The sequence below is a fragment of the Nocardioides sp. genome (genome assembly GCF_964229035.1).
Classification (GTDB): Bacteria; Actinomycetota; Actinomycetes; order Propionibacteriales; family Nocardioidaceae; genus Nocardioides.
Genome location: NZ_CAXRAZ010000037.1, coordinates 57,975 through 80,495 on the forward strand (window position 1 = coordinate 57,975; position 22,521 = coordinate 80,495).

The window sequence follows — 22,521 nt, forward strand, 5'->3', positions numbered from 1 at the left end:
GCCGAGCCCGCCGCCGCATGGCGTCTGGACCCTAGGGTGGACGTTGTGAACGATCCAATCCGTCTCGACGCGGCCACCGAGCAGGCACTGCACCACGACGTCGGCCGCGTGACCGCGCTGCTCGGCGAGACCCTGCGCCGCCATCACGGCGACGAGCTGCTCGAGCTCGTCGAGGAGGTGCGCACCCGCGCGAAGGGCGAGGCGCTGCCGCAGGAGACGGACCTGGAGACCACGACGCGTCTGGCACGAGCCTTCGCCATGTACTTCCACCTCGCCAACACCACCGAGCAGGTGCACCGCGGCCGTCTGCTCGAGGAGCGTGGCGGTCCGGGTGAGGGCTGGCTCGCTCGCGCGCTGGAGCGACTGGCGGCGGCCGGCGTCACGGGGGAGGCCCTCGCGGCGGCCGTGGCCGACCTCGCCGTGCAGCCGGTCTTCACCGCCCACCCCACCGAGGTGGCGCGCCGCTCGACCATCGAGAAGCTGGGTCGTCTCGCGAGCCTGCTCGAGGAGCCCGACGGGCCGCGCCGCGAGCACCGCATCGCCCAGGTGGTGGAGCTGCTCTGGGCCACCGACGAGCTGCGGGTCGAGCCGCCCACGCCGGCCGACGAGGCGCGCAACGGCGTCTACTACCTGCAGAGCCTCGCGGCCGAGGCGCTGCCGGCCGTGCTCGACGAGCTGCGTGAGGGTCTGGCGGCCGCAGGAGTCGAGCTGCCGGCGTCCTCGGCGCCGCTGAGCTTCGGCACGTGGATCGGCGGTGACCGCGACGGCAACCCGAACGTCACTCCGGCCGTCACCCGCGACGTGCTGCGCCTGCAGGCCGCCCACGCGCTGCAGGGGCTGGGCGACCTCGTCGACGCGATGCGGCGCGAGCTGTCGGTGAGCGAGCGGTTGTCGGGCGTCTCGCCCGCGCTGCGCGAGCGCCTCGAGGTCTACCTGGCCGAGCTGGACGTCGAGCCCCGCTACCGCCGCCTTAACGCCGAGGAGCCCTACCGGCTCTTCCTCACCTGCGTGCGCCAGCGTCTGCGACTCACCGCGGAGCGCATCCGCCGTGACGCGCAGCACCGGCCAGGGCGCGACTACCGCGACGACGCCGAATTGCTCGCCGACCTGGTGCTCGTGCACGACTCCGTGCGCGAGCACCAGGGTGCGCTCATCGCGGCCGGCATCCCGGCGCGCGCGGTGGGCATCGTCGCGGCCACCGGCTTCACGCTCGCCCGCCTCGACCTGCGCGAGCACGCCGAACGGCACCGGGCCGCGGTCGGCGAGCTGATCGACGCCGTCGGCGAGCTCGACGTGCCCTTCGCCGAGCTCGATGCCGACGAGCGGCGCGAGGTGCTCGGGCGCGAGCTGGCGGGGCGTCGTCCGCTGGCGCGCGACCGCGCCGGCCTCAGCGAGGCCTCCGCACGCACCGCGGAGGTCTTCGCCACCGCCCGGTGGGCGCTGCGTCGGCTCGGCGCCCGCTCGATCGGCACCTACATCGTGTCGATGACCCAGGGGGCCGACGACGTGCTGGCCGCGGTGGTGCTGGCGCGCGAGGCCGGCCTCGTGGACGCCGTCGCCGGCACCAGCGAGCTCGACTTCGCGCCGCTGCTCGAGACCGTCGAGGAGCTCGAGCGGGCCGCGGAGATCCTCGAGCACCTGCTTGCCGACCCCGCCTACCGCCGTCTGCTCCGCTCGCGCGGCGACGTGCAGGAGGTGATGCTCGGCTACTCCGACTCGAACAAGTCGGGCGGCATCACCACCTCGCAGTGGCTCATCCAGCGCGCGCAGCGGGCCGCGCGCGACGTCGCCGCCCGCCACGGCGTGCGGCTGCGCTTCTTCCACGGCCGGGGCGGATCGGTCGGCCGCGGCGGTGGTCCGACCTACGACGCCGTGATGTCGCTGCCCTACGGCACCCTCACCGGCGAGGTGAAGATCACCGAGCAGGGCGAGGTCGTCAGCGACAAGTACGCGCTGCCCGTGCTGGCACGGCAGAACCTCGAGCTGCTGCTCGCGGCCTCGCTCGAGGCCGCGACGCTGCACCGCGCGGATCGTCGTCCTCAGGGCACGGCGCAGCGCTGGGACGAGGTGATGGACACCGTGTCGCAGGCGGCCCTGGCCTCCTACCGCGGCCTCGTGGACGACGAGCGCCTGCCCGCCTACTTCCTCGCCTCGACCCCGGTGGAGCTGCTGGGCTCGCTGCACATCGGCTCGCGACCCGCGCGGCGCCCGGACTCCTCGAGCGGGATCGAGGGCCTGCGGGCGATCCCGTGGGTCTTCGGGTGGACGCAGTCGCGCCAGATCCTCCCCGGCTGGTTCGGCGTCGGCACGGGCCTCGCGGCGGCCGTCGACGCCGGGCACGGCGAGGACCTGCGCCGCATGTACGGGTCGTGGCCCTTCTTCCGCACCTATCTCGACAACGTGGCGATGACGCTCGCCAAGACCGACCTCGACATCGCGGCGCTCTACGTCGAGGAGCTCGTGGACGACGACCTGCGCCCGCTGCTCGGCGTCGTGCGCGCCGAGCAGGAGCGGACCCTCGATGGCGTGCTGGCCGTGACGGGGGAGGCCGCGCTGCTGGAGGGCAACCCGATCCTGCGCCGCACGCTCGCGGTGCGCGATCGCTACCTCGAGCCGCTGCACCACCTGCAGGTGCAGCTGCTCGCCCGGCGCCGCCGCGGGGAGGACGATCCCGCCCTGGAGCGGGCCCTGCTGCTCACGGTCAACGGCATCGCGGCCGGGATGCGCAACACCGGCTGAGATCGGAGGATCTCAGCCGGTGCCGGGTGGTGCGGTGGTCGGTGGAGTGGGGATGCCGGTCAGTCCCGGCGGGGGGCGCCCGGGGGCGTGACCGGCGCGCTGGTGGCGTCCGGCTGCTCCTCGAAGCGCTCGTGGTCGTGGGCGACCGCCTGGTTGCGGCGCCGGTCGACGAGGTGGGCTGCGACCATGCCGCCGGCGATGAACAGGATGATCACCACGGCGAGGCCGATGAAGATTCCGATGGCAGACATGATCATTCGATACCCGGCAGTCGGCACCCCAGTCGGTCGGTACGACTGTTCACCGAGTCTTTCTTGACTCGTTCAAGATAAGTGGCAGACTGGCGCTCATGCCGGACGTCGACTTCACGCAGCAGCTGCGCGAGGCCGGGCTGCGGGTCACCCGCCCGCGGTTGGCGGTGCTCGCCGCGGTGCACGCGCACCCGCACGCCGACACGGAGTCGCTCATCAGCGCCGCCCGCGCCCTGCTCGCCGACGTCTCGCACCAGGCCGTGTACGACTCGCTGCACGCCCTCACCGGCGCCGGTCTCGTGCGCTCCTTCAAGCCCGCGGGCTCGGTGGCGCGCTATGAGGCCCGCACGGGCGACAACCACCACCACGCGGTCTGCCGCTCGTGCGGCGCGATCGTGGACGTCGACTGCGCGGTCGGCCACGTGCCGTGCCTGACCGCCTCCGACTCCCGCGGCTTCGTCGTCGACGAGGCCGAGGTCATCTACTGGGGCACCTGCCCCGACTGCGCCATCACGGCCGCCGCGACCTGAGCCGAGCGCACCGCACCCGTTCGTCCCGACCTGATCCACTGACCTCACCGAAGTACCGACTCACCGAAGAATCGTCATCGAAAGGTTGAGCATGACTGAGAACCAGGCAGGCTGCCCCGTCGTCCACGGGGAGGGCTCCGAGAGCGAGAACCCGGCGCTGTCGCCGCCGACCCCCGCCACCGGCACCCGTCCGCGCACCAACCAGGACTGGTGGCCGAACGCGCTGGACCTCACCGTGCTGCACGCGCACGCTCCGGCCGGCGTGAACCCGCTCGGCCCCTCCTTCTCCTACAAGGAGGAGTTCGCCAAGCTCGACGTCGAGGCGCTCAAGGCCGACCTCATCGACGTCCTCACCACCTCGCAGGACTGGTGGCCCGCCGACTTCGGTCACTACGGCGGCCTGATGATCCGCCTCTCGTGGCACGCCGCGGGCACCTACCGCATCCACGACGGCCGCGGCGGTGCCGGTGACGGCGCCCAGCGCTTCGCCCCGCTCAACTCCTGGCCCGACAACGGCAACCTCGACAAGGCCCGCCGCCTGCTCTGGCCGCTCAAGCAGAAGTACGGCCAGAAGATCTCGTGGGCCGACCTGCTCGTGCTCGCCGGCAACGTGGCCATGGAGTCGATGGGCTTCAAGACCTTCGGTTTCGCCTTCGGTCGCGAGGACATCTGGCAGCCCGAGGAGATCAACTGGGGCACCGAGGACACCTGGCTCGGCGACGAGCGCTACAGCGGCGACCGCGAGCTCTCCGACCCGCTCGGCGCCGTGCAGATGGGCCTGATCTACGTCAACCCCGAGGGCCCCAACGGCAACCCCGACCCGCTGCTGTCGGCGCGCGACATCCGCGACACCTTCGCCCGCATGGCGATGAACGACTACGAGACCGTCGCGCTCATCGCCGGCGGCCACACCTTCGGCAAGACCCACGGCGCCGGCGACCCGAGCCTCGTGGGCCCCGAGCCCGAGGGCGCCCCGCTCGAGCAGCAGGGCCTGGGCTGGATCTCCTCCCACGGCTCCGGCAAGGGCGGCGACACCATCACCTCGGGCCTCGAGGTCACCTGGACCGACCGGCCCACCGAGTGGAGCAACCGCTACTTCGAGATCCTCTTCGGCTACGAGTGGGAGCTCGTCGAGAGCCCCGCCGGTGCCAAGCAGTGGCAGGCCAAGGACGCCGAGGCGATCATCCCCGACGCCCACGGCGGCCCGAACAAGCTGCCCACCATGCTCACCAGCGACCTCGCCCTGCGCTTCGACCCCGAGTACGAGAAGATCTCGCGCCGCTTCCTCGAGAACCCCGAGGAGTTCGCGGACGCCTTCGGCAAGGCCTGGTACAAGCTGCTCCACCGCGACATGGGCCCGATCGAGCGTCTGCTCGGCCCCTGGGTGCCCGAGGCGCAGCTCTGGCAGGACCCGGTGCCCGCCGTCGACCACCCCCTCGTGGACGACGCGGACGTCGCCGAGCTGAAGGCCGCCGTCCTCGCGACGGGGCTGGGCACCAGCGAGCTCGTGCGCACCGCCTGGGCTTCGGCCTCGTCGTTCCGCTCCACCGACAAGCGCGGCGGCGCCAACGGCGCCCGCATCGCCCTGGCTCCCCAGAAGGACTGGGAGGTCAACGAGCCGGCGCAGCTCGCCGCGGTGCTGGAGAAGCTCGAGGGCGTGCGGGCCGAGTTCAACGCCAAGGGCGAGAAGAAGATCTCGCTGGCCGACCTCATCGTCCTCGCCGGCGGCGCCGCCATCGAGGAGGCCGCGAAGGCCGGCGGCACCGAGATCACCGTGCCGTTCCACCCCGGGCGCACCGACGCCACGCAGGAGCAGACCGACGCCGACTCGTTCGCGGTGCTCGAGCCCCGCGCCGACGGTTTCCGCAACTACCTGCGCGACGGCGAGAAGCTGCCGGCCGAGAAGCTGCTGCTCGAGAAGTCCTACCTGCTGGGTCTCACCGCTCCGGAGCTCACGGTGCTGGTGGGTGGCCTGCGCAGCCTCGACGCCAACGTGGGCGGCGCCAAGCACGGCGTCCTCACCGAGCGTCCCGGTGTGCTCTCCACCGACTTCTTCACCAACCTCCTGGCCCCCGGCCTGGTCGTGAAGGCGTCGCAGGACACCGAGAACGTCTACGAGATCCGTGACGCCGCCACCGGTGACGTGCGCTGGACGGCCACCGCCAACGACCTCATCTTCGGCTCGAACTCGCAGCTGCGGGCGCTCGCCGAGGTCTACGCCAGCGCCGACGCCCAGACCAAGTTCGTCGACGACTTCGTCGCCGCCTGGGTCAAGGTCATGGACGCGGACCGGTTCGACCTGGACTGATCGTCCGTCACGTCTGACGAGAGGCCGCTCCCCTCATGGGGGGCGGCCTCTCGTGCTTCCTGGCGCAGGGCGGCAGGATGGGCGGGTGAGCGAGTCGTCTATCTCCTACGTCCACGTGCCCGAGCTGCACCGCTACGAGATCCGCGACGACGCCGCGGGCAGTGAGCCGGTGCTGGTGGGCTTCACCGAGTACCGCCTGCCCGACGACGTCCACGTCGACTTCGTGCACACCGAGGTCGACGACTCCTACGGCGGCCGCGGCCTCGCCGGCCAGGTGGTCGCCTTCGCCCTCGCCGACGTGCGCGAGCGCGGCCTGCGCATCCAGGCGCACTGCCCCTACGTCGTCGACTGGCTCTCTCGACACACCGAGTTCGCCGATCTCGTCGACCCCGTCGACCCGGTCTGAGCCCGCATGTAACTCGGTGTTCGGTCGTCCACCACGGTGGTGTGACCGGTCACAACACCGTGGTAGCTGCTCCATCACCGTGGTGGATGACCGAACACTGAGTGACAAGACCGCGCGGCCGGCGGCGTCGGCGAGGAGGAGCGCCGGGTCAGCCCGCGAACTGGTGGACGACGCCCACCACGGCGCCGCCGCCGATCAGCCAGGCGCTGTTGAGCCGGGTGCGCCACAGCGCCACCAGGCCGGCGGCCAGCAGCGTCACGGTGAGGACGTCGGTCAGCGCCCCGCGCGCGAGCTGCAGGGCCACGCCCACCATCAGGGCGAGCGACACCGCGTTGACGGCGTCGAGCAGCGACGACGTCCACGCCCGGGAGCGCAGCCAGCCGGTGAGGCGGGTCAGCAGGCCGACGAAGACGAACGACGGCAGGAAGATCGCGACGGTCGCGAGCACCGCACCCCAGAAGCCCGCCACGAGGTAGCCCACGAAGGTGGCGGTCGTGAACACCGGGCCCGGTGTCACCTGGCCGATCGAGACCGCGTCCAGCAGCTGCTGCTGCGTGAGCCAGCCGAGTCGATCGACGAAGTCGCCCTCGAGGAAGGCCAGCAGCACGTAGCCGCTGCCGTAGAGGACGGAGCCGATCTTGAGGATCGTCCAGAACAGCGTGGTGAGGTCCTCGCTGCCCGGCCGACCCGCGATCACGGGTGCGACGAGCGGGAACGCCAGCGCCCCCGGGCCCTGCGTGCGCCAGCGCGTCGCGGCGTCCACCGCCCCGTGGCGCAGAGCTCCGGCCACCGCGCCGGCCGCCAGCACCAGCAGCTCGGGCACGCCGGCGAGGTAGGCGCCGAGAGCGGCCAGCGCGAGGAGCCAGCCCCACCACCCCTTCACCGCGGTGCGGGTCAGCGGCACGACGGCCCACACGATGATGGCGAGCACCACCGGCACGATGCCGTAGAGCAGCCCCTCGACCGCGGGAGTGCGGCCGTAGCGCACGTACGCCCAGGCCAGCGCGCCGACCATGAGGGCCGCCGGCACGATGAAGCACACGCCGGCCGCCACCAGGCCGCGCCAGCGGGCGCGGTCGTGGCCGAGATGGATCGCGAGCTCGGTGCTGTTGGGGCCGGGGATCAGGTTGGTGGCGCCCATCAGGTCGACGAAGCGCTCGTCGCTCACCCACTGCTTGCGCCGCACCAGCTCCTCGCGCATCAGGGCGATGTGCGCGGCGGGGCCGCCGAAGGCGATGACGCCCAGGCGCAGGAAGGTCAGCACGACCTCGCGCGTGCTGCCGGCGCTGCGCGCCGGTTCGGGCACGGCGGGTGAGGTCTCCACGGAGCCATCCTCGCGGCGAACCGTGCGATGTCGCCACGCGGGTACCGTCGGTTCACCGACGTGCCACCGATCAGCCCCGCCGGGTTCATGCCGCACCGCTTCGCTTCGGCCCATGACCTCCGTGCGACCCGAGAACCGCCCGCTGCTGTCCCTCACGCCGATCGGCGCCGACGCCGCCGACGACGACGCCGGAGCCCGTCGCACCCGCCACGGCTCCCGCTCCTTCATGACCTGCACCTTCCGCTGCGGCAACGCCTGCGACCAGGACGAGCCCAACGCCACCGCGCACGGCCACGTGCAGGACGAGATCGCCCGCGCCGTCGGCCGCCGCGGCCTCCTGCGCGGCGGCGTGCTCGCCGGCAGCGCACTCGTGGTCGGCTCCGTGCTCGGTGCCGAGGGAGTCGCCGCGGCGGCGCTGTCGCCGGCCGCCGGTGCCCGCGCGTCGCGCGGCGTGCTCGGGACGGCGACCTTCACGCCCGTGCGCCCGAACAAGCTCGACGAGTTCCTGACCCCCCGCGGCTTCTCGCACAACGTCCTCATCCGCTGGGGCGACCCGGTGCTGCCGGGTGCCCCGGCCTTCGACCCCGCGGAGCAGTCGGTCGCCGCCGCCGCTCGCCAGTTCGGCTACAACAACGACTACGTCGGCGTGCTTCCGCTCACCAAGGACGACGCCCTGCTCGTCGCCAACCACGAGTACACCAACGAGAACCTCATGTTCCCGACCGGGCAGTACTCCGCGGACGACGTGAAGCGCATCGCCATCGCCAACCACGGCATGTCGATCGTGCGCATCCGTCGCGGTCGCGTGCCCGGCCAGTGGACCCGGGTCGACCCCCGACGCTCGCCGCAGAACCGCCGCATCAACCACGCCACCACCTTCCTGCTCGACGGCCCGGCCGCCGGGGACGCGCGCCTGCGCACCTCGAAGGACACCACCGGCACGCGGGTGCTCGGCACCTTCAACAACTGCGCGGGCGGCATCACCCCGTGGGGCACGGTGCTCTCGGGCGAGGAGAACTTCAACCAGTACTTCGACAAGGGCGCGGGCCTCGACAGCCGCTACACCGCGCAGTACGCGCGCTACGGCATCAGCGGCTCCGGCCGCGGCTGGAGCAGTGTCGACGACCGCTTCGACCTGTCGAAGGAGCCCCACGAGCCGCACCGCTTCGGCTGGATCGTCGAGGTCGACCCGTTCGACCCGAAGTCGACGCCGCGCAAGCACACCATGCTCGGTCGCTTCAAGCACGAGGGCGCCAACATCTCCATCGCCAAGAACGGCCGTGCGGTCGCCTACATGGGGGACGACGAGCGCGGCGACTACCTGTACAAGTTCGTCTCCTCCGGCAGGTTCGATCCCCGCAAGACCGCAGCCGCTCGTCGCAACAACCTCGCCCTGCTCACGCGCGGCACGCTCTACGTGGCGCGCCTCGTCGGAGACGGCTCGGCCGACAGCGAGTACGACGGCACCGGTACCTGGATCCCGCTGACCTCCGACACGGAGTCGTTCGTCCCCGGCATGTCGGTGGCCGACGTCCTCATCTTCACGCGCCTCGCCGCCGACCTCGTCGCACCCACCAAGATGGACCGTCCCGAGGACGTCGAGCCTAACCCGGTCAACGGCAAGGTCTACGCGGCGCTGACCAACAACTCCCAGCGCGGGAGCGCCGCGCTGCCGGTCGACGAGGCCAACCCGGTCGGCACCTCCCAGGTGCGGGCGAGTCTCGGTGCGCCGCTGACCAACGCCAGCGGCAACCGCAACGGCTACGTGCTCGAGATGACCCCCGACGGCAACGACCACGCGGCGACGACCTTCACCTGGGACCTGTTCCTCGTGTGCGGCGACCCGAACGCGCCCGAGACCTACTTCGGCGGCTTCGACCGAACCAAGGTCAGCCCGATCAGCTGCCCCGACAACGTGGCCTTCGACTCCGTCGGCAACCTGTGGATCTCGACCGACGGCAACGTCCTCGGCAGCAACGACGGCGTCTTCCGCGTCCCCGTCGCCGGCCCGAACCGCGGCCAGGTGCAGCAGTTCGCGAGCGTCCCTCGGGCCGCCGAGGCCTGCGGCCCGTTCATCACCGACGGCGACCGCTCCCTGTTCGTCGCTGTGCAGCACCCCGGCGAGGCCGACGGAGCCGTCTTCGAGGAGCCGGTGAGCACCTGGCCCCACGGGCGGGACTACCCGCGCCCCGGCATCGTTGTGGCCTTCCGCAGCGTCTGAGCGCATCGGACCAGCAGGCGCTCCTGCGGCTGACCGACAAACGGCGGGCTCGGGGTCTCGTGCCCCGGGCCCGCCGTCGGTGTCGGTGTCGTGTCGACTCAGGTGATGGTCATGCCGCCGTCGACGGCGATCGTCTGACCGGTGATGTAGCCGCCCGCGTCGGAGGCGAGGAAGACCAGCGTGGCGGCCAGCTCGCGCGGATCGCCCTTGCGCCCGGCGGGGATGCGGGCCTGCTGCGACTCGAGGTAGCCCGGCGGGTACTGCTCGGTCATCTCGGAGGTGAAGAAGCCCGGCGCGATCGCGTTGACGCGGATGCCCTTGCGCCCCGTCCACTGCTGCGCGAGGTCGCGGGTCAGGCCGATGACCGCCGCCTTCGACGCCGCGTACGCGGCCTGGGGGAGGCCCGCGGTCGTGAGGCCCAGCACGGAGGAGATGTTGATGATCGAGGAACCCGGGCCCATCACGCGCCCGCACGCCTGCGCCATCCAGTAGCTGCCGTTGAGGTTGATGTCGATCACCTCGCGGAACTGCTCCGGCGTCTCCCGGGTGGCCGGCACGGCTGTACCGATGCCGGCGTTGTTGACGAGCACGTCGACGCGCCCGAGCTGCTCGACTGCTGCGTCTACGAGGGCCTGGCAGGACGCCGGGTCGGCGACGTCGGTGGCCACGGTGACCACCCGTCGTCCGGCGGCCTCCACCAGGCGGGCGGTGTCGGCGAGCCGCTCCGCGCGCCGGGCCCCCAGGGCCACGTCGGCGCCCGCCTCGGCCAGCGCCTGCGCGAAGTGGACGCCGAGCCCCGAGCTCGCACCGGTGACGATGGCGACCTTGCCGTCGAGGCGGAACATCTCGTTGAGTGACATGGCTCGCAACCTAGCCGACGGGGTCGCGCGGTCGCTGCGGTGATGCGTTTTGGCGCCAAACCGCAACATCCACCCCGGATTCGTTGCGGTTTCCCACCAATCGGCGCCCTCGCATCACCGCCCCCTCGAGGCCGAGTAAGGTTCACCTCACTTGGCGATCGGCGGCACCTCGCGACGACCCGCCCCAGCCCGAACAGGAGCCCGTGTGGACGCCGCACCCGCCCGCCCGCTGAGCGCGCTGTGGCAGCGCTACCGCCGCTACCGGGCGCGGTTCGCCCTGGCGATGACGGCCTCGGTGGTCAACAAGGTGGCCGACGTCGTGCCGGAGCTGCTGATCGGCGCTGCGGTCGACGTGGTGGTGCGCGGCGACGCGTCCTTCGTGGCCGACGTGCTCGGCGTGGAGTCGCGCTACGCCCAGCTCGGCTGGCTGGCGGCGATCAACCTCGCGGTGTGGGTGGTCGAGTCGCTGAGCGAGTACGTCGCGGGCGTGCTGTGGCGCGGCCTGGCGCAGGGCATCGAGCACGACCTGCGGGTCGAGGCCTACGACCACGCGCAGCACCTCGACCTCTCGTGGCACGAGTCGCGGCCGCAGGGAGCCACGCTCGCCACCCTCAACGACGACGTCAACCAGCTCGAGCGGCTGCTCGACGTCGGCATCCCGGCCATCGTGCAGACCGTGCTGAACGTCGTCCTCGTGGGGGCGGTGTTCGCCGTCGCCTCGCTCGAGCTCACCCTCTACGCCTTCGCGCCGATCCCGGTGATCGTCGTCGGCTCGCTGGTCTTCCAGCGGCGTCTCGAGCCGCTCTACGACACGGTGCGCGAGCGGGTGGCCGACCTCGCGGCGGTGCTCAGCGCCAACCTCGGCGGCATCGCCACCATCAAGGCCTTCACCGCCGAGACGCGCGAGCGCGAGCGGGTGGAGGCGGCGTCCACGGCCTATCGCGAGGCCAACCTGCGCGCCATCCGCTCCTCGGCCGCGTTCGTGCCGCTGGTGCGCATGGCGATCCTGGCCGGCTTCACCTGCACCCTGCTCCTCGGCGGCTGGGCCACGCTCGACGGCCGCCTCGAGGTCGGCCTCTACTCGGTGCTGGTGTTCATGACCCAGCGCCTGCTGTGGCCGCTCACCGAGGTCGCCGAGGTGCTCGACCTCTACCAGCGCGGGCGCGCCTCCACCGCCCGCATCCTCGCCCTGCTCGCCACGCCCGTCACCGTGCCCGCCGGCGCCACGCGCCTGCCGGCACCGGTGCGCGGGCGGGTCGAGCTGCGCGGGGTGACCGCCGGCTACGCCGACGGGCCGGCCGTGCTGCACGACATCGACCTGGTCGTGCCGGCCGGCGAGACCCACGCCGTCGTGGGGCCCACCGGTGCCGGCAAGTCGAGCCTGCTGCGCCTCGTGCTGCGCTTCGACGACCCCCGCACCGGCCACGTGCTCCTGGACGACGTCGACGTGCGCGAGCTCGACTGGGACTCCCTGCGCGGCTCGCTGGGCTACGTCGCGCAGGACGTCTACCTCTTCGCCGGCACGATCGCCGACAACATCGCCTACGGCCTGCCGGGCGCCACCCGCGAGCAGGTCGTCGCCGCCGCCCGCGCCGCGGCGGCCGCCGACTTCATCGAGCGCCTCGAGCACGGCTACGACACGGTGGTGGGGGAGCGCGGCATCACGCTCTCGGGCGGCCAGCGCCAGCGCCTCGCCCTGGCCCGCGCGCTCCTGCGCGAGCCGGCGGTGCTGGTGCTCGACGAGGCCACCAGCGCGGTCGACAACGAGACCGAGGCGGCCATCCAGCGCTCGCTGCGCGAGGTCGGGCAGCGGTGCACCACGATCGTGGTGGCCCACCGCCTGTCCACCGTCCGTCACGCCCACCGCATCTGGGTCCTGGACGACGGACGCGTCGCCGAGGCTGGCACGCACGACGAGCTGGTGGCCGCCGACGGCGCCTACGCCGCGCTGTGGCGGGTCCAGACCGGCGAGGCCGCCCCCGCCTGACCGGCCGCGCGACGGGCGGAGAGGCGCACCCCTTCGTGCGAGTAGGATGCGGAGCGTGCGGATGAGCCTGCTCCTTATCCAGCCGCGTCGGTGACCGGAGCCCCGACGCGGCAGCCCCTCCCTGCGAGGGGCTTTGTCATGTCCGGGGCCCGGTCGCAGCGCCCGCGGCGAGCAGACCAGGCGGCAGCAGGGATCGCCGCACACCAGGACACGAGGAAGAGACGAGCATGAGCAGCGACAACGAGGTCCACTACGACGTCCACGCCGTGGAGGAGAAGTGGCTCCCGGTGTGGGACCGCATCGACCCGTTCCGGGCCGACGACGAGGCGGTGACCTCGGGGGAGCGCTCGAAGAAGTACGCGCTCACGATGTTCCCCTACCCCAGCGGCGACCTGCACATGGGCCACGCCGAGGTGTTCGCGATCCACGACGTCATCTCGCGCTACTGGCGCCTGCGCGGCCACGAGGTGCTCAACCCGATGGGCTGGGACTCCTTCGGTCTGCCGGCCGAGAACGCCGCGATCAAGAACGACTCGCACCCCGCGGCCTACACCTACGACAACATCGCCACGCAGTTCGACTCCATGCGCCGCTACGGCGTCAGCTTCGACTGGTCGCGCCGCCTGCACACCTCCGACCCGGAGTACTACCGCTGGACCCAGTGGCTGTTCCTGAAGTTCCGCGAGCAGGGGCTGGCCTACCGAAAGAACAGTCCGGTCAACTGGTGCCCGCAGGACCAGACCGTGCTGGCCAACGAGCAGGTGCTGGCCGACGGCACGTGCGAGCGCTGCGGCGCCGAGGTCACCAAGCGCGAGCTGACCCAGTGGTACTTCCGCACCACCGCCTACGCCCAGGAGCTCTACGACTGCCTGGACGACCTGCAGCCGACGTGGATCGACAAGGTCGTCAACGCCCAGCGCAACTGGATCGGCCGCTCCGAGGGTGCGCACGTGACCTTCGAGATCGAGGGGCACGACCCCGTCACCGTGTTCACCACCCGCCCCGACACGCTGTGGGGTGCCACGTTCATGGTCGTGGCCGCTGACGCGAAGCTGGCCGACGCGCTCGTGAGCGACGAGCAGCGCCCCGCGCTGGAGGCCTACCTCGACAGCGTGCGCAAGGCCTCCGACATCGACCGCCTGGCCACCGACCGGCCGAAGACCGGTGTCTTCCTCGGCGTCCACGCCACCAACCCGGTCACCGGCGAGCGCATCCCGGTGTGGGCCTCCGACTACGTGCTGGCCGACTACGGCACCGGCGCGATCATGGCCGTACCCGCCCACGACCAGCGCGACATCGACTTCGCGAAGGCGATGGACCTGCCGGTCCGCCGCGTCGTCGACACCGGCGAGGACGACCCGGCAGTGTCGGGCGTGGCCACCACCGGCGCCGGCACCTACGTCGACTCCGGCCCGCTCACCGGCCTCAGCGACAAGGCCGAGGGCATCCGCGCCGCGGTCGAGCTGCTGGAGCGCGACGGTCGCGGCACCGGCACCGTGAACGTCCGCCTGCGCGACTGGCTGCTCTCGCGCCAGCGCTACTGGGGCGCGCCCATCCCGATCATCCACTGCCCGGTGGACGGCGAGGTGCCGGTGCCCGAGGACCAGCTCCCCGTCGAGCTGCCCGAGCTGCGCGGCGCCGACCTCAAGCCCAAGGGCACCTCGCCGCTGGGCGCCGCCCGCGAGTGGGTCGAGGTCGCCTGCCCGACCTGCGGTGGTCCGGCCGAGCGCGACACCGACACGATGGACACCTTCGTCGACTCGTCCTGGTACTTCTTCCGCTACCTCTCGCCCCACGACGCCACGCAGGCCTTCGACCCCGCGCTGGCCGAGGCGTGGGGGCCGATCGACCTCTACATCGGCGGCGACGAGCACGCGGTGCTGCACCTGCTCTACGCGCGCTTCTTCACCAAGGTGCTGCGCGACCTCGGCCTGATCACCTGGGACGAGCCGTTCTCCGCCTACCTCTCGCAGGGCAAGGTGATCAACAACGGCCGCAAGATGAGCAAGTCGCTGGGCAACGGCGTGCCGCTGGGCGCCCAGCTCGAGGAGTTCGGCGTGGACGCCGTGCGCCTCACGCTCGTCTTCGCCTCCCCGCCGGAGGACAACGTCGACTGGGCCGACGTCTCGCCTGCCGGTTCGCTGCGGTTCCTGCAGCGCGCCTGGCGCCTGGCCGGCGACGTCACCTCGGCCGCCGGCACCGACCCCGCCGGCGGCGACGTCGCGCTGCGCAAGGTCACCCACAAGACGCTCGACGAGGCCGCCCAGCTGCTGGAGTCCTACCGCTTCAACGTGGTCGTGGCCCGCACGATGGAGCTGGTCAACGCCACCCGCAAGGCCATCGACTCCGGCTGCGGGCCGGCCGACCCCGCGGTGCGCGAGGCGGCCGAGGCGGTGGCGATCCTGCTGTCGCTGGTGGCGCCCTACACGGCCGAGGAGATGTGGGAGCGCCTCGGCCACGAGCCGTCGGTGGCGCAGGCCGGGTGGCCCGAGGTCGACCCCGCGCTGCTCGTCGACGACACCGTCACCGCGATCGTGCAGATCCAGGGCAAGGTGAAGGCCCGCCTCGAGGTGGCCCCCGACATCGCCGAGGCCGACCTCGAGGCGTTGGCCCTGGCCGACGCCGGCGTCGTCAAGGCGATCGACGGCCGAGCGGTGCGCAAGGTGATCGTGCGCGCGCCCAAGCTCGTCAACATCGTGGTCTGATCGGAGGTCGGTGATGCGCGGCAGGGGTGGGCGCACCGGAGGGCGTGCGGACGCGCGTCCCGCCGGCCCCCGGGTCGCGCTCGTCACCGATTCCACCGCGCTGCTGCGCCCGGAGGTCGCCGCCCTTCCGGACGTCGTGGTGGTGCCGCTCCAGGTCGTCGTGGACGACGTCGTCCACGACGAGGGCGACCCTGAGGTCACCCCGGCTCGCGTGGCCGCCGCGCTCAAGGCCAAGCGCTCGGTGAGCACCTCGCGCCCGGCGCCCGCGGTCTTCGCCGAGCTCTACCGGCGCCTGGCCGCCGAGGGCGTGGACGAGATCCTCGCCGTGCACCTGTCGGGGGAGATGAGCGGCACCTTCGAGTCGGCGCTGGTCGCCTCGCGCCAGGTCGACGTGCCGGTCACCTGCCTCGACACCCGCCAGGTGGGCGTGGCCACCGGCTACGCCGTCGAGTCGGCGCTGATGGCCCTGCGCGACGGCGCCGACGTCGCCGCCGCCCGCGAGGTCGCCCGCGAGCGCGCCGCCGCCTCCACCTCGCTGTTCTACGTCGACACCCTGGAGTACCTCCGCCGCGGCGGCCGCGTGGGCGCCGCGGCGGCGGTGTTCGGCGGGGCCCTCGCGGTCAAGCCGCTGCTCACCATCGACAACGGCCGCGTCGCGCCCCGCGAGAAGGTGCGCACCACCGCCAAGGCCCTCGCCCGCCTCGAGTCGCTGGCTGGCGAGGCCGCCGGTCACGGTCCGCTCGAGGTGTGCGTGGCCCACCTCGCCGCCCCCGATCGAGCCCTGCGACTCGCCGAGCAGCTCGCCGTGCGCTTCGCCGGCCGCATCGTCCCGCCGCGCATCGGGCTGGACGACGTGCCGCCCCCTCCCGCCGCGGAGGACGATGAGCAGCAGGAGGCGCTGCCGAGCGACGTCGGCGGCGTGCGCCTGCTCGAGCTCGGCGGCGTGCTCGGCGCCCACGTCGGCCCCGGCATGCTCGCGATCTGCCTCGCCCCCGTCGACGACTTCTGACCGGCGGCTGCCACTGCTCGCCGGGCCTGTGGGCGGTGCCGGCGCGCTTCCGCGATCGGAGGCCGAGGCGCCGGTCGGCGTCCACAGGCGGCCGTTCGGCGGTGCGTCGTCCACAGGCGCGAGGACGACGCCCGCGCGACGTCGCGCGATCGGCCTAGCGTGCTCGCATGCCTCTGCGACGGACCTCCGCGGATGCCGCCGACCACGGCGGGTCCGGCTCGCGCGCCGAGCTGGCTCGTCGGCGCCTGGCGCTCATCGCCGCCGATCTCGACACCCTGCGAGCCGCTCCGCCGCCGGTCGACGAGCCGGCGGCGCCGGATCACGGCGACGCCGACACGGTGCACGAGCCCTGGTGGGTCGACCACACCTGCGTCGTGCAGCGGGTCGAGGCCGACCTGCCGCCACCGCTTCCCCTGCCGACCCAGGCCCCGGGCCTGCCCGGTCCGCCGCGCACGGCGCCGGCGTCGGCGACGAGTCCGGACCGCGTCGCCGAGCTGCCGCGTCCCGGCCGCCACGCTGCTCGCCGCGCGGCCGAGGAGCCGCGGCGCCGGGTGGCGGCCGCGCTGGAGCCGCTGACGTCGCGGCGCCTGCCCGGCATCGGCGGCCCCCATCTCGCCGTGGTCGCGATCGCGGTGGTGCTGGCCGCGGCGGTCACCGGCTGGTGGGTGCTGCGCGATCGCCCCTCCGTCGAGCTCGCTCGCCCCATGGCCGGGGAGGCCAGCAGCGCGCCCGCCCTCGTGAGCGGCCTCGACAGCACTGCGGCCCCGGCTCCCGCGTCATCCGCGGGTGGTGCCGCCCGGCCCGCGACGTCGCCGTCGGCGGCAGGCGGCGGGTCGGTCACGGTCGACGTGGCCGGCAAGGTGCGGCGCCCGGGCATCGTCGTCCTCGACGCGGGAGCGCGGGTGACCGACGCACTGAAGGCCGCAGGCGGCGCCCGCAGCGGCGTCGACCTGACGCCGCTCAACCTCGCGCGCGTCCTCGTCGACGGCGAGCAGATCGTCGTCGGCGTCGCACCACCCCGGGCGGCCGCGGGCTCCGGTGGAGTGGGTGCAACGCCCGGCGCGCCCGGCGCGACCGGTCCGCTCGTCAACCTCAACTCCGCCACCCAGGCCGAGCTCGAGGGTCTGCCGGGGGTCGGGCCGGTCACCGCCACGGCGATCCTGGCGTGGCGCGACCAGCACGGTGGGTTCAGCCGCCTCGAGGAGCTGCTCGAGGTCGACGGCATCGGCGACAAGACCCTCGCCCGCCTCGCGCCGCACCTGACGGTCTGAGGCCGTGGCCCCCGCCTCCCGGGAAGCAGCGGAGGCAGCGCGGTCCGAGCAGTCCGCCGATCGCCCCGGTGTCGAGCCGGCTGCCCCGGCGCGCCCGCACGACGCGCGCCTGCCGCTGCTCGCCCTCGCGGCCTGGCTGGGTGCGGTGGCCGGCGGTCTCAGCGGCCGAGGTGCCACGGTGCTCACCGCCTCCCTCGCGATTGGTCTCCTCGTCGCTGCTGCCGCCACGACGGGCCGGCGTCGGCGGGCCGGCGCACGGCTCGTCCTCGCGGCGGCGGTGCTCGCGACCGCGGCCCTCGGCCTCGCCGAGGTGCGCGGGCACAGCGTGCGCGCGGGCCCGCTGGCCGAGGTGGCCGCCGAGCGGGCGGTGGTCGACGTCATCGCCACCGTCGTGTCCGACCCCCGCGTGAGCCGTGGGCCGTTCGGCGACCAGGTCGTGGTGCGGGTGCGGGTGCACGAGGTGCTCGCGCGCGGGGTCCACCGGCGCCTCGGTGCGGCCGTCGTGGTCCTCGGTTCGCGGGAGTGGTCGCACACGCAGCTGGGGGAGCAGGTGAGGGCCCAGGGCCGGCTCGCCCCGTCGGACGACGACACCACCGCCGCCCTGCTCACCAACGCCCGGGCGCCGCAGCGCATCGCCCGCCCCGATCTGTGGTGGCGCGGGGCCGGGGCGGTGCGCGCAGCGATCCGCGAGTCGGTGGCGCACCGACCGCCCGACCAGGCCGGCCTCGTGCCGGCCCTCGTCGACGGCGACGACGCCGGACTCGACGACGAGCTGCAGGCCGACTTCGCCACGACGGGGCTGACCCACCTCACGGCCGTGAGCGGCACGAACCTCACGCTCGTGGTCGGCGCGCTGCTGCTCCTCGCGCGGCGCGTCGGCGTCCGGCGGCACTGGCTCACCGTCGTCGGGCTGCTCGGCATCGTCGCGTTCGTGCTGCTGGCGCGCACCGAGCCGAGCGTGCTGCGCGCGGCGGCCATGGGCGTGGTCGGCCTGTTCGCGTTCGGGCCCGACGGTCGGCGGCGGGGTCTGCGGGCGCTGGGGGCGGCGGTCGTCGTCCTCGTGCTGCTCGATCCGCCGCTGGCCCTGTCGGCCGGCTTCGCGCTGTCGGTGCTCGCCACCGCCGGCATCGTGCTCCTCGGCCCTCCGCTCACCGAGCGGCTGGCGCGCTGGCTGCCGCACGGCGCCGCCGAGGCGATCGCCGTGCCCACCGCGGCTCAACTCGCCTGCACGCCCATTGTCGCGGGACTCTCGGGGCAGGTCAGCCTGGTGGCGATCGCCGCCAACCTGCTGGCCGGCCCGTTCGTCGGCCCGGCCACGGTGCTGGGGCTGCTCGGCGGCCTCACCACCCTGGTCTGTGCGCCGGCCGGTCGCCTGCTCGGCACGCTCGCCGGCTGGTGCGTCGGCTGGATCATCGCCGTCGCCCGCCGCGGTGCCGACCTGCCGCAGGCCGCGCTGCCGTGGGGCACCGGCGTGCTCGCGGTCGCGGTGCTCACCGTGATCTGCCTCGGTATCGCCGCGGTGCTGCCGCGACTGCTCGGTCGACGCTCGCTGGGCATCGCGCTGGGCGTCGTCCTCGGGGCGGTGATCCTGGGCCTCCCCGGACGCGGTCTGCCCGGCAGCGGCGGCGGATGGCCGCCGGCCGGGTGGGTGGCGGCGATGTGCGACGTCGGCCAGGGGGACGCGCTGGTGCTCGCCACCGCGCCCGGCGAGGCGGTGGTCGTGGACGCTGGCCCCGACCCCGATGCCGTCGACTCCTGCCTGAAGCGGCTCGGCGTCACCCGGGTGCCCCTGCTGGTGCTCACCCACTTCCACGCCGACCACGTCAACGGCATCGCCGGCGTGCTGCGCGGTCGGCGGGTCGGCGCGGTCGAGTCGACCGCCGTGCTCGACCCGCCCGGGGGAGTCGAGCGCGTGCGCGAGGAGCTCGGCCGGACCGGCGTGCGGCTCACGATCGCGCCGTTCGGTCGCACGCGCCGCCTCGGCGACCTCACCCTGCAGGTGCTCCATCCCGACCTCGCCGTTCCCGTTCCGGGGGCCGGCGACGGCAGCTCCGCCAACGACGCGAGCGTCGTCCTCCTCGCCGAGAACCGCGGTGTGCGGGTGCTGCTCACCGGCGACGTCGAGCCGCCGGGCCAGGCCGACCTCGCCCGGTTGCTGCCGGGACTCGACGTCGACGTCCTCAAGCTCCCGCACCACGGCAGCAGCCACCAGGACGTCGGCTGGCTCACCTCGCTGCGCGCCGAGCTCGTGCTCGTCTCGGTGGGCGCCGACAACGACTACGGCCACCCGTCGGGGCGCATCCTCGATATCCTGCGCCGCAACGGCTCGCAGGTGCTGCGCACCGACACCGACGGGCCGATCGCGATCGTGCCGAGCGACGACGGCCCGCCCCACGCTGCCACCGGTGGGTGAGCCGTCTCGGCGATCGGTCCGTCGGAGGTGTGTGCGAGGCTGGCGCCATGCGGGCGCAGGACGTGATGGGGCGGGTCACGCTGGTCACGGGCAAGGAGGAGTACCTCGGCGCCCGGGTGGTCGCCGACGTGCGGGCAGCCGTGCGCGCCCACGACGCCGAGGCCGAGATGGCCGATGCCTCTGCCGCCGACCTCACCCTCGCCACCCTCGGTGAGATGGCGGCGCCGTCGCTGTTCTCCTCCGTGCGCTGCGTGGTCGTGCGCAACCTCGAGAACCTCCCCGACGAGTCGGTCGAGGGCCTGCTCGGCTACGCCGCCGCCCCCGTGGACGACGTGGCGCTGGTGCTCGTGCACGGCGGCGGGCCCAAGGGCAGCGGCGTCCTCGGCAAGCTGCGCAAGCTGGGCACGGTCACCGAGCACAAGTCCGAGGAGCTGAAGCCCTCGGAGTTCCCGAGCTTCGTCGCCGCGGAGGTCAAGCGGCTCGGCGCCACGATCGAGCGGGAGGCCGCCGACGTCCTCGTGGAGGCGATCGGGCGCGACCTGCGCTCGCTGGCCGGCGCCGCCCACCAGCTCACCAGCGACTTCCCCGGCGAGCGCATCAGCGAGTCGCAGGTGCGCCGCTACTTCGGCGGCCGCGCCGAGGCGAAGTCCTTCGCGGTGGCCGACGCCGCCTTCGCCGGTCGCGACCGGGTGGCGCTGGAGGAGCTGCGCTGGGCGCTCGACGCCGGCACCGCGGCCGTGCTGGTCACCTCGGCCTTCGCCGGCAGCGCCCGCGGTCTCGCCCGGCTGGTCGGTGCCCCCCGCGGCCTGCGCGACGCCGACCTGGCCCGTGAGGTCGGCGTGCCGCCGTGGAAGCTGCGCACCCTGCGCGATCAGGCCCGCGGCTGGGACGAGGCGGGTCTGGCGCGAGCGATCCGCGCGGTGGCCCAGGCCGACGCCGACATCAAGGGCGCGGCGGGCGATGCCTCGTACGCCCTCGAGCGCCTGGTGCTCACGGTCACCGCGCTGCGCCGCGGCTGACGACCGCGTCCCGCCCCCGAGGCGGGGGAAAACGCAGGAGGGAGCCCCCGGATCCCGGGGACTCCCTCGATGCTGCGTGGCTCCGGACCGGAGCCAGAGCGGCGCCGGCTCAGAGAGCGGCAGCGCGCTTGGCGATCGACGACTTGCGGTTCGCCGCCTGGTTCTTGTGGATGACGCCCTTGGAGGCGGCCTTGTCGAGCTTGCGGCCGGCCTCGCGGGCCAGGGCGATCGCGGTCTCCTTGTCGCCGGCCTCGGCGGCCTCGCGGAACTTGCGGATGCTGCTCTTGAGGCCGGTCTTGACGGCCTTGTTGCGCTCGTGGCGCTTCTCGTTCTGCTTGTTGCGCTTGATCTGGCTCTTGATGTTCGCCACGGGTGTGAACGCCTTACGTGTGATGGGGTGTCTGGTCTGGTCCGGAGCGCATCGCCTGGTGTTCCGCGCCGACGCACGCGCACAGGGTGCGGGCAGGGCGGAACGCAGAAGACGCGACGAGCAAGGCTAACAGCGGCCGACGAGCGCCCAAAATCGGGCCGCGGGCCTCACGACCACCCGCGGCGCTCGGCGATCCAGCCCGCCAGCACGTCGCGCTGCCACGCCTGGTCGCGGCGCAGGTGCGGCGAGGACGACGGCACCGGCTGGTCCGCGGCCACGCACAGGTAGCCGAGCAGGAGGGCGAGCGCGGTGTCGACGTCGTCGGGGTCGACGGCGGAGAGCAGGGGGTGGGCGGCCAGGTGCGCCTCGACGTCGATCCCGTCGCCGCGCGGGCCCGTGAGCAGCCACAGCGAGTCGAGCCAGGCGGGGCCGACGAGCGGGCCCTTCCAGTCGCACAGCCACGCGCGGCCGTCGGCGGCGAGCAGCAGGTTGTCGTCGCGCACGTCGGTGTGCACGAGGGTCTCGCCGACCAGCACCTGCGGAGCCCGCGCCGCGAGCGCACCGAGCTCGTCGGCCCGCGGCCGGTCGATGCGGTCCCACAGCCCGGGCCAGCCGGCGAGCTCGCCCATCAGGGCGGGCACGCCGAGCGAGGGGGCCGGGGTCAGGCGAGCGGCGAGTGCGACCAGCAGGTCGCTGCTGCGGCGCAGGTCGGCCCGACCCCACGGGCGCGCCGGCAGTGCGGCGTCCACGTGCTCGAGGCCCATCGCGAACCAGCCGTCGATCTCCTCAGCCCAGCGCAGCTGCGGCACCGGCAGGTCGCCGGGCAGGGCCGCGAGCACCCGCGCCTCCTCGCGGTAGGCGGTGGCGAAGGCCCGTTGGGCTCGCACGCCAGCCGCCTTGACGAAATGGCGCGAGCCGTCGGCGAAGGTGAGCACGGAGGCGAAGCCGGGCGTGAACCCGCCGCCGGCCGATTCCGCCGCCACCACGGGCGAGCCGGCGTGCTGCTCGACGCGGCGGCGCACCGTCGGGGGGAGGTGGACCCACTCGACCCGCCGGGCCGTGCGTCCGTGCGGGATCGTCGTCAGCAGCACACCGCCCATCATCGCCC

Annotated in this window: 16 protein-coding genes; 11 read left to right on the top strand and 5 right to left on the bottom strand. The window is 73.5% G+C overall.

Annotation, left to right across the window (positions count from 1 at the left end; translation table 11 throughout):
* Positions 1–45: 45 nt before the first annotated feature.
* On the top strand, positions 46–2,739 hold the full coding sequence (ppc, locus tag ACERUN_RS11685) for a phosphoenolpyruvate carboxylase (protein WP_370290139.1): 2,694 nt from the start codon (positions 46–48) through the stop codon (positions 2,737–2,739).
* Between the two features lie 59 nt (positions 2,740–2,798).
* Here ppc and ACERUN_RS11690 read toward each other — a convergent pair whose 3' ends face one another.
* Positions 2,799–2,990 (bottom strand): hypothetical protein, encoded by a 192-nt coding sequence (locus ACERUN_RS11690; RefSeq protein WP_370290140.1) that lies wholly within the window; start codon positions 2,988–2,990, stop codon positions 2,799–2,801.
* A gap of 98 nt (positions 2,991–3,088) precedes the next feature.
* Between ACERUN_RS11690 and ACERUN_RS11695 the strand changes: the two genes are divergently transcribed.
* The 3 genes from ACERUN_RS11695 (at position 3,089) to ACERUN_RS11705 (ending at position 6,234) form a co-directional block, all read left to right on the top strand.
* The gene (locus ACERUN_RS11695) at positions 3,089–3,520 is read left to right on the top strand and encodes a Fur family transcriptional regulator (RefSeq protein WP_370290141.1); all 432 of its coding nucleotides are present in this window, start codon (positions 3,089–3,091) and stop codon (positions 3,518–3,520) included.
* 91 nt (positions 3,521–3,611) lie between these two features.
* Positions 3,612–5,828, top strand: a complete 2,217-nt coding sequence (gene katG / locus ACERUN_RS11700; protein ID WP_370290142.1) for a catalase/peroxidase HPI — start codon at positions 3,612–3,614, stop codon at positions 5,826–5,828.
* Between the two features lie 85 nt (positions 5,829–5,913).
* Positions 5,914–6,234: a GNAT family N-acetyltransferase gene (locus ACERUN_RS11705; protein ID WP_370290143.1), complete on the top strand. Its 321-nt coding sequence runs from the start codon at positions 5,914–5,916 to the stop codon at positions 6,232–6,234.
* A 148-nt stretch (positions 6,235–6,382) separates the two neighbouring features.
* On the opposite strand, the gene chrA is transcribed toward ACERUN_RS11705, so the two are convergent.
* Positions 6,383–7,558, bottom strand: coding sequence for a chromate efflux transporter (gene chrA, locus ACERUN_RS11710; protein ID WP_370290144.1), 1,176 nt, complete (start codon positions 7,556–7,558; stop codon positions 6,383–6,385).
* A gap of 112 nt (positions 7,559–7,670) precedes the next feature.
* Here chrA and ACERUN_RS11715 point away from each other — a divergent pair, with 112 nt between their 5' ends.
* Positions 7,671–9,779: a PhoX family phosphatase gene (locus ACERUN_RS11715; RefSeq protein WP_370290145.1), complete on the top strand. Its 2,109-nt coding sequence runs from the start codon at positions 7,671–7,673 to the stop codon at positions 9,777–9,779.
* Between the two features lie 98 nt (positions 9,780–9,877).
* On the opposite strand, the gene ACERUN_RS11720 is transcribed toward ACERUN_RS11715, so the two are convergent.
* Entirely contained in the window at positions 9,878–10,639 is a 762-nt protein-coding gene (locus ACERUN_RS11720; protein WP_370290146.1) for an SDR family NAD(P)-dependent oxidoreductase, read from the bottom strand.
* Positions 10,640–10,844: 205 nt separating this feature from the next.
* Here ACERUN_RS11720 and ACERUN_RS11725 point away from each other — a divergent pair, with 205 nt between their 5' ends.
* From ACERUN_RS11725 to holA, 6 genes are all read left to right on the top strand, one after another.
* Positions 10,845–12,626 (top strand): ABC transporter ATP-binding protein, encoded by a 1,782-nt coding sequence (locus tag ACERUN_RS11725; RefSeq protein WP_370290147.1) that lies wholly within the window; start codon positions 10,845–10,847, stop codon positions 12,624–12,626.
* A gap of 227 nt (positions 12,627–12,853) precedes the next feature.
* A complete protein-coding gene (gene leuS / locus ACERUN_RS11730) occupies positions 12,854–15,331 on the top strand; it encodes a leucine--tRNA ligase (RefSeq protein ID WP_370290148.1) in 2,478 nt (825 codons plus the stop codon).
* A gap of 13 nt (positions 15,332–15,344) precedes the next feature.
* Positions 15,345–16,340 carry a DegV family protein gene (locus ACERUN_RS11735; RefSeq protein ID WP_370290149.1) on the top strand — a complete coding sequence of 332 codons (996 nt, stop codon included), beginning with the start codon at positions 15,345–15,347 and terminating at the stop codon, positions 16,338–16,340.
* 167 nt (positions 16,341–16,507) lie between these two features.
* Positions 16,508–17,611, top strand: coding sequence for a helix-hairpin-helix domain-containing protein (locus ACERUN_RS11740; RefSeq protein WP_370290150.1), 1,104 nt, complete (start codon positions 16,508–16,510; stop codon positions 17,609–17,611).
* Positions 17,612–17,615: 4 nt separating this feature from the next.
* Entirely contained in the window at positions 17,616–20,024 is a 2,409-nt protein-coding gene (locus tag ACERUN_RS11745) for a ComEC/Rec2 family competence protein (RefSeq protein WP_370290151.1), read from the top strand.
* A 47-nt stretch (positions 20,025–20,071) separates the two neighbouring features.
* A complete protein-coding gene (gene holA / locus ACERUN_RS11750; protein WP_370290152.1) occupies positions 20,072–21,043 on the top strand; it encodes a DNA polymerase III subunit delta in 972 nt (323 codons plus the stop codon).
* A 109-nt stretch (positions 21,044–21,152) separates the two neighbouring features.
* On the opposite strand, the gene rpsT is transcribed toward holA, so the two are convergent.
* Together rpsT and ACERUN_RS11760 are read right to left on the bottom strand one after the other, a co-directional pair.
* Entirely contained in the window at positions 21,153–21,413 is a 261-nt protein-coding gene (gene rpsT / locus ACERUN_RS11755; protein ID WP_370290153.1) for a 30S ribosomal protein S20, read from the bottom strand.
* 167 nt (positions 21,414–21,580) lie between these two features.
* The gene (locus ACERUN_RS11760) at positions 21,581–22,504 is read right to left on the bottom strand and encodes a hypothetical protein (RefSeq protein ID WP_370290154.1); all 924 of its coding nucleotides are present in this window, start codon (positions 22,502–22,504) and stop codon (positions 21,581–21,583) included.
* Positions 22,505–22,521 lie beyond the last annotated feature (17 nt).

What these genes read in the sequence shown, in the direction of transcription:
- ACERUN_RS11715 (WP_370290145.1), top strand. Translation starts at nt 7,671, where the DNA reads ATGACCTCCGTGCGACCCGAGAACCGCCCGCTGCTGTCCCTCACGCCG.
- leuS (WP_370290148.1), top strand. Translation starts at nt 12,854, where the DNA reads ATGAGCAGCGACAACGAGGTCCACTACGACGTCCACGCCGTGGAGGAG.
- ACERUN_RS11690 (WP_370290140.1), bottom strand. Translation starts at nt 2,990, where the DNA reads ATGTCTGCCATCGGAATCTTCATCGGCCTCGCCGTGGTGATCATCCTG.
- ACERUN_RS11695 (WP_370290141.1), top strand. Translation starts at nt 3,089, where the DNA reads ATGCCGGACGTCGACTTCACGCAGCAGCTGCGCGAGGCCGGGCTGCGG.
- ACERUN_RS11740 (WP_370290150.1), top strand. Translation starts at nt 16,508, where the DNA reads ATGCCTCTGCGACGGACCTCCGCGGATGCCGCCGACCACGGCGGGTCC.
- ACERUN_RS11735 (WP_370290149.1), top strand. Translation starts at nt 15,345, where the DNA reads ATGCGCGGCAGGGGTGGGCGCACCGGAGGGCGTGCGGACGCGCGTCCC.
- holA (WP_370290152.1), top strand. Translation starts at nt 20,072, where the DNA reads ATGCGGGCGCAGGACGTGATGGGGCGGGTCACGCTGGTCACGGGCAAG.
- ACERUN_RS11720 (WP_370290146.1), bottom strand. Translation starts at nt 10,639, where the DNA reads ATGTCACTCAACGAGATGTTCCGCCTCGACGGCAAGGTCGCCATCGTC.
- katG (WP_370290142.1), top strand. Translation starts at nt 3,612, where the DNA reads ATGACTGAGAACCAGGCAGGCTGCCCCGTCGTCCACGGGGAGGGCTCC.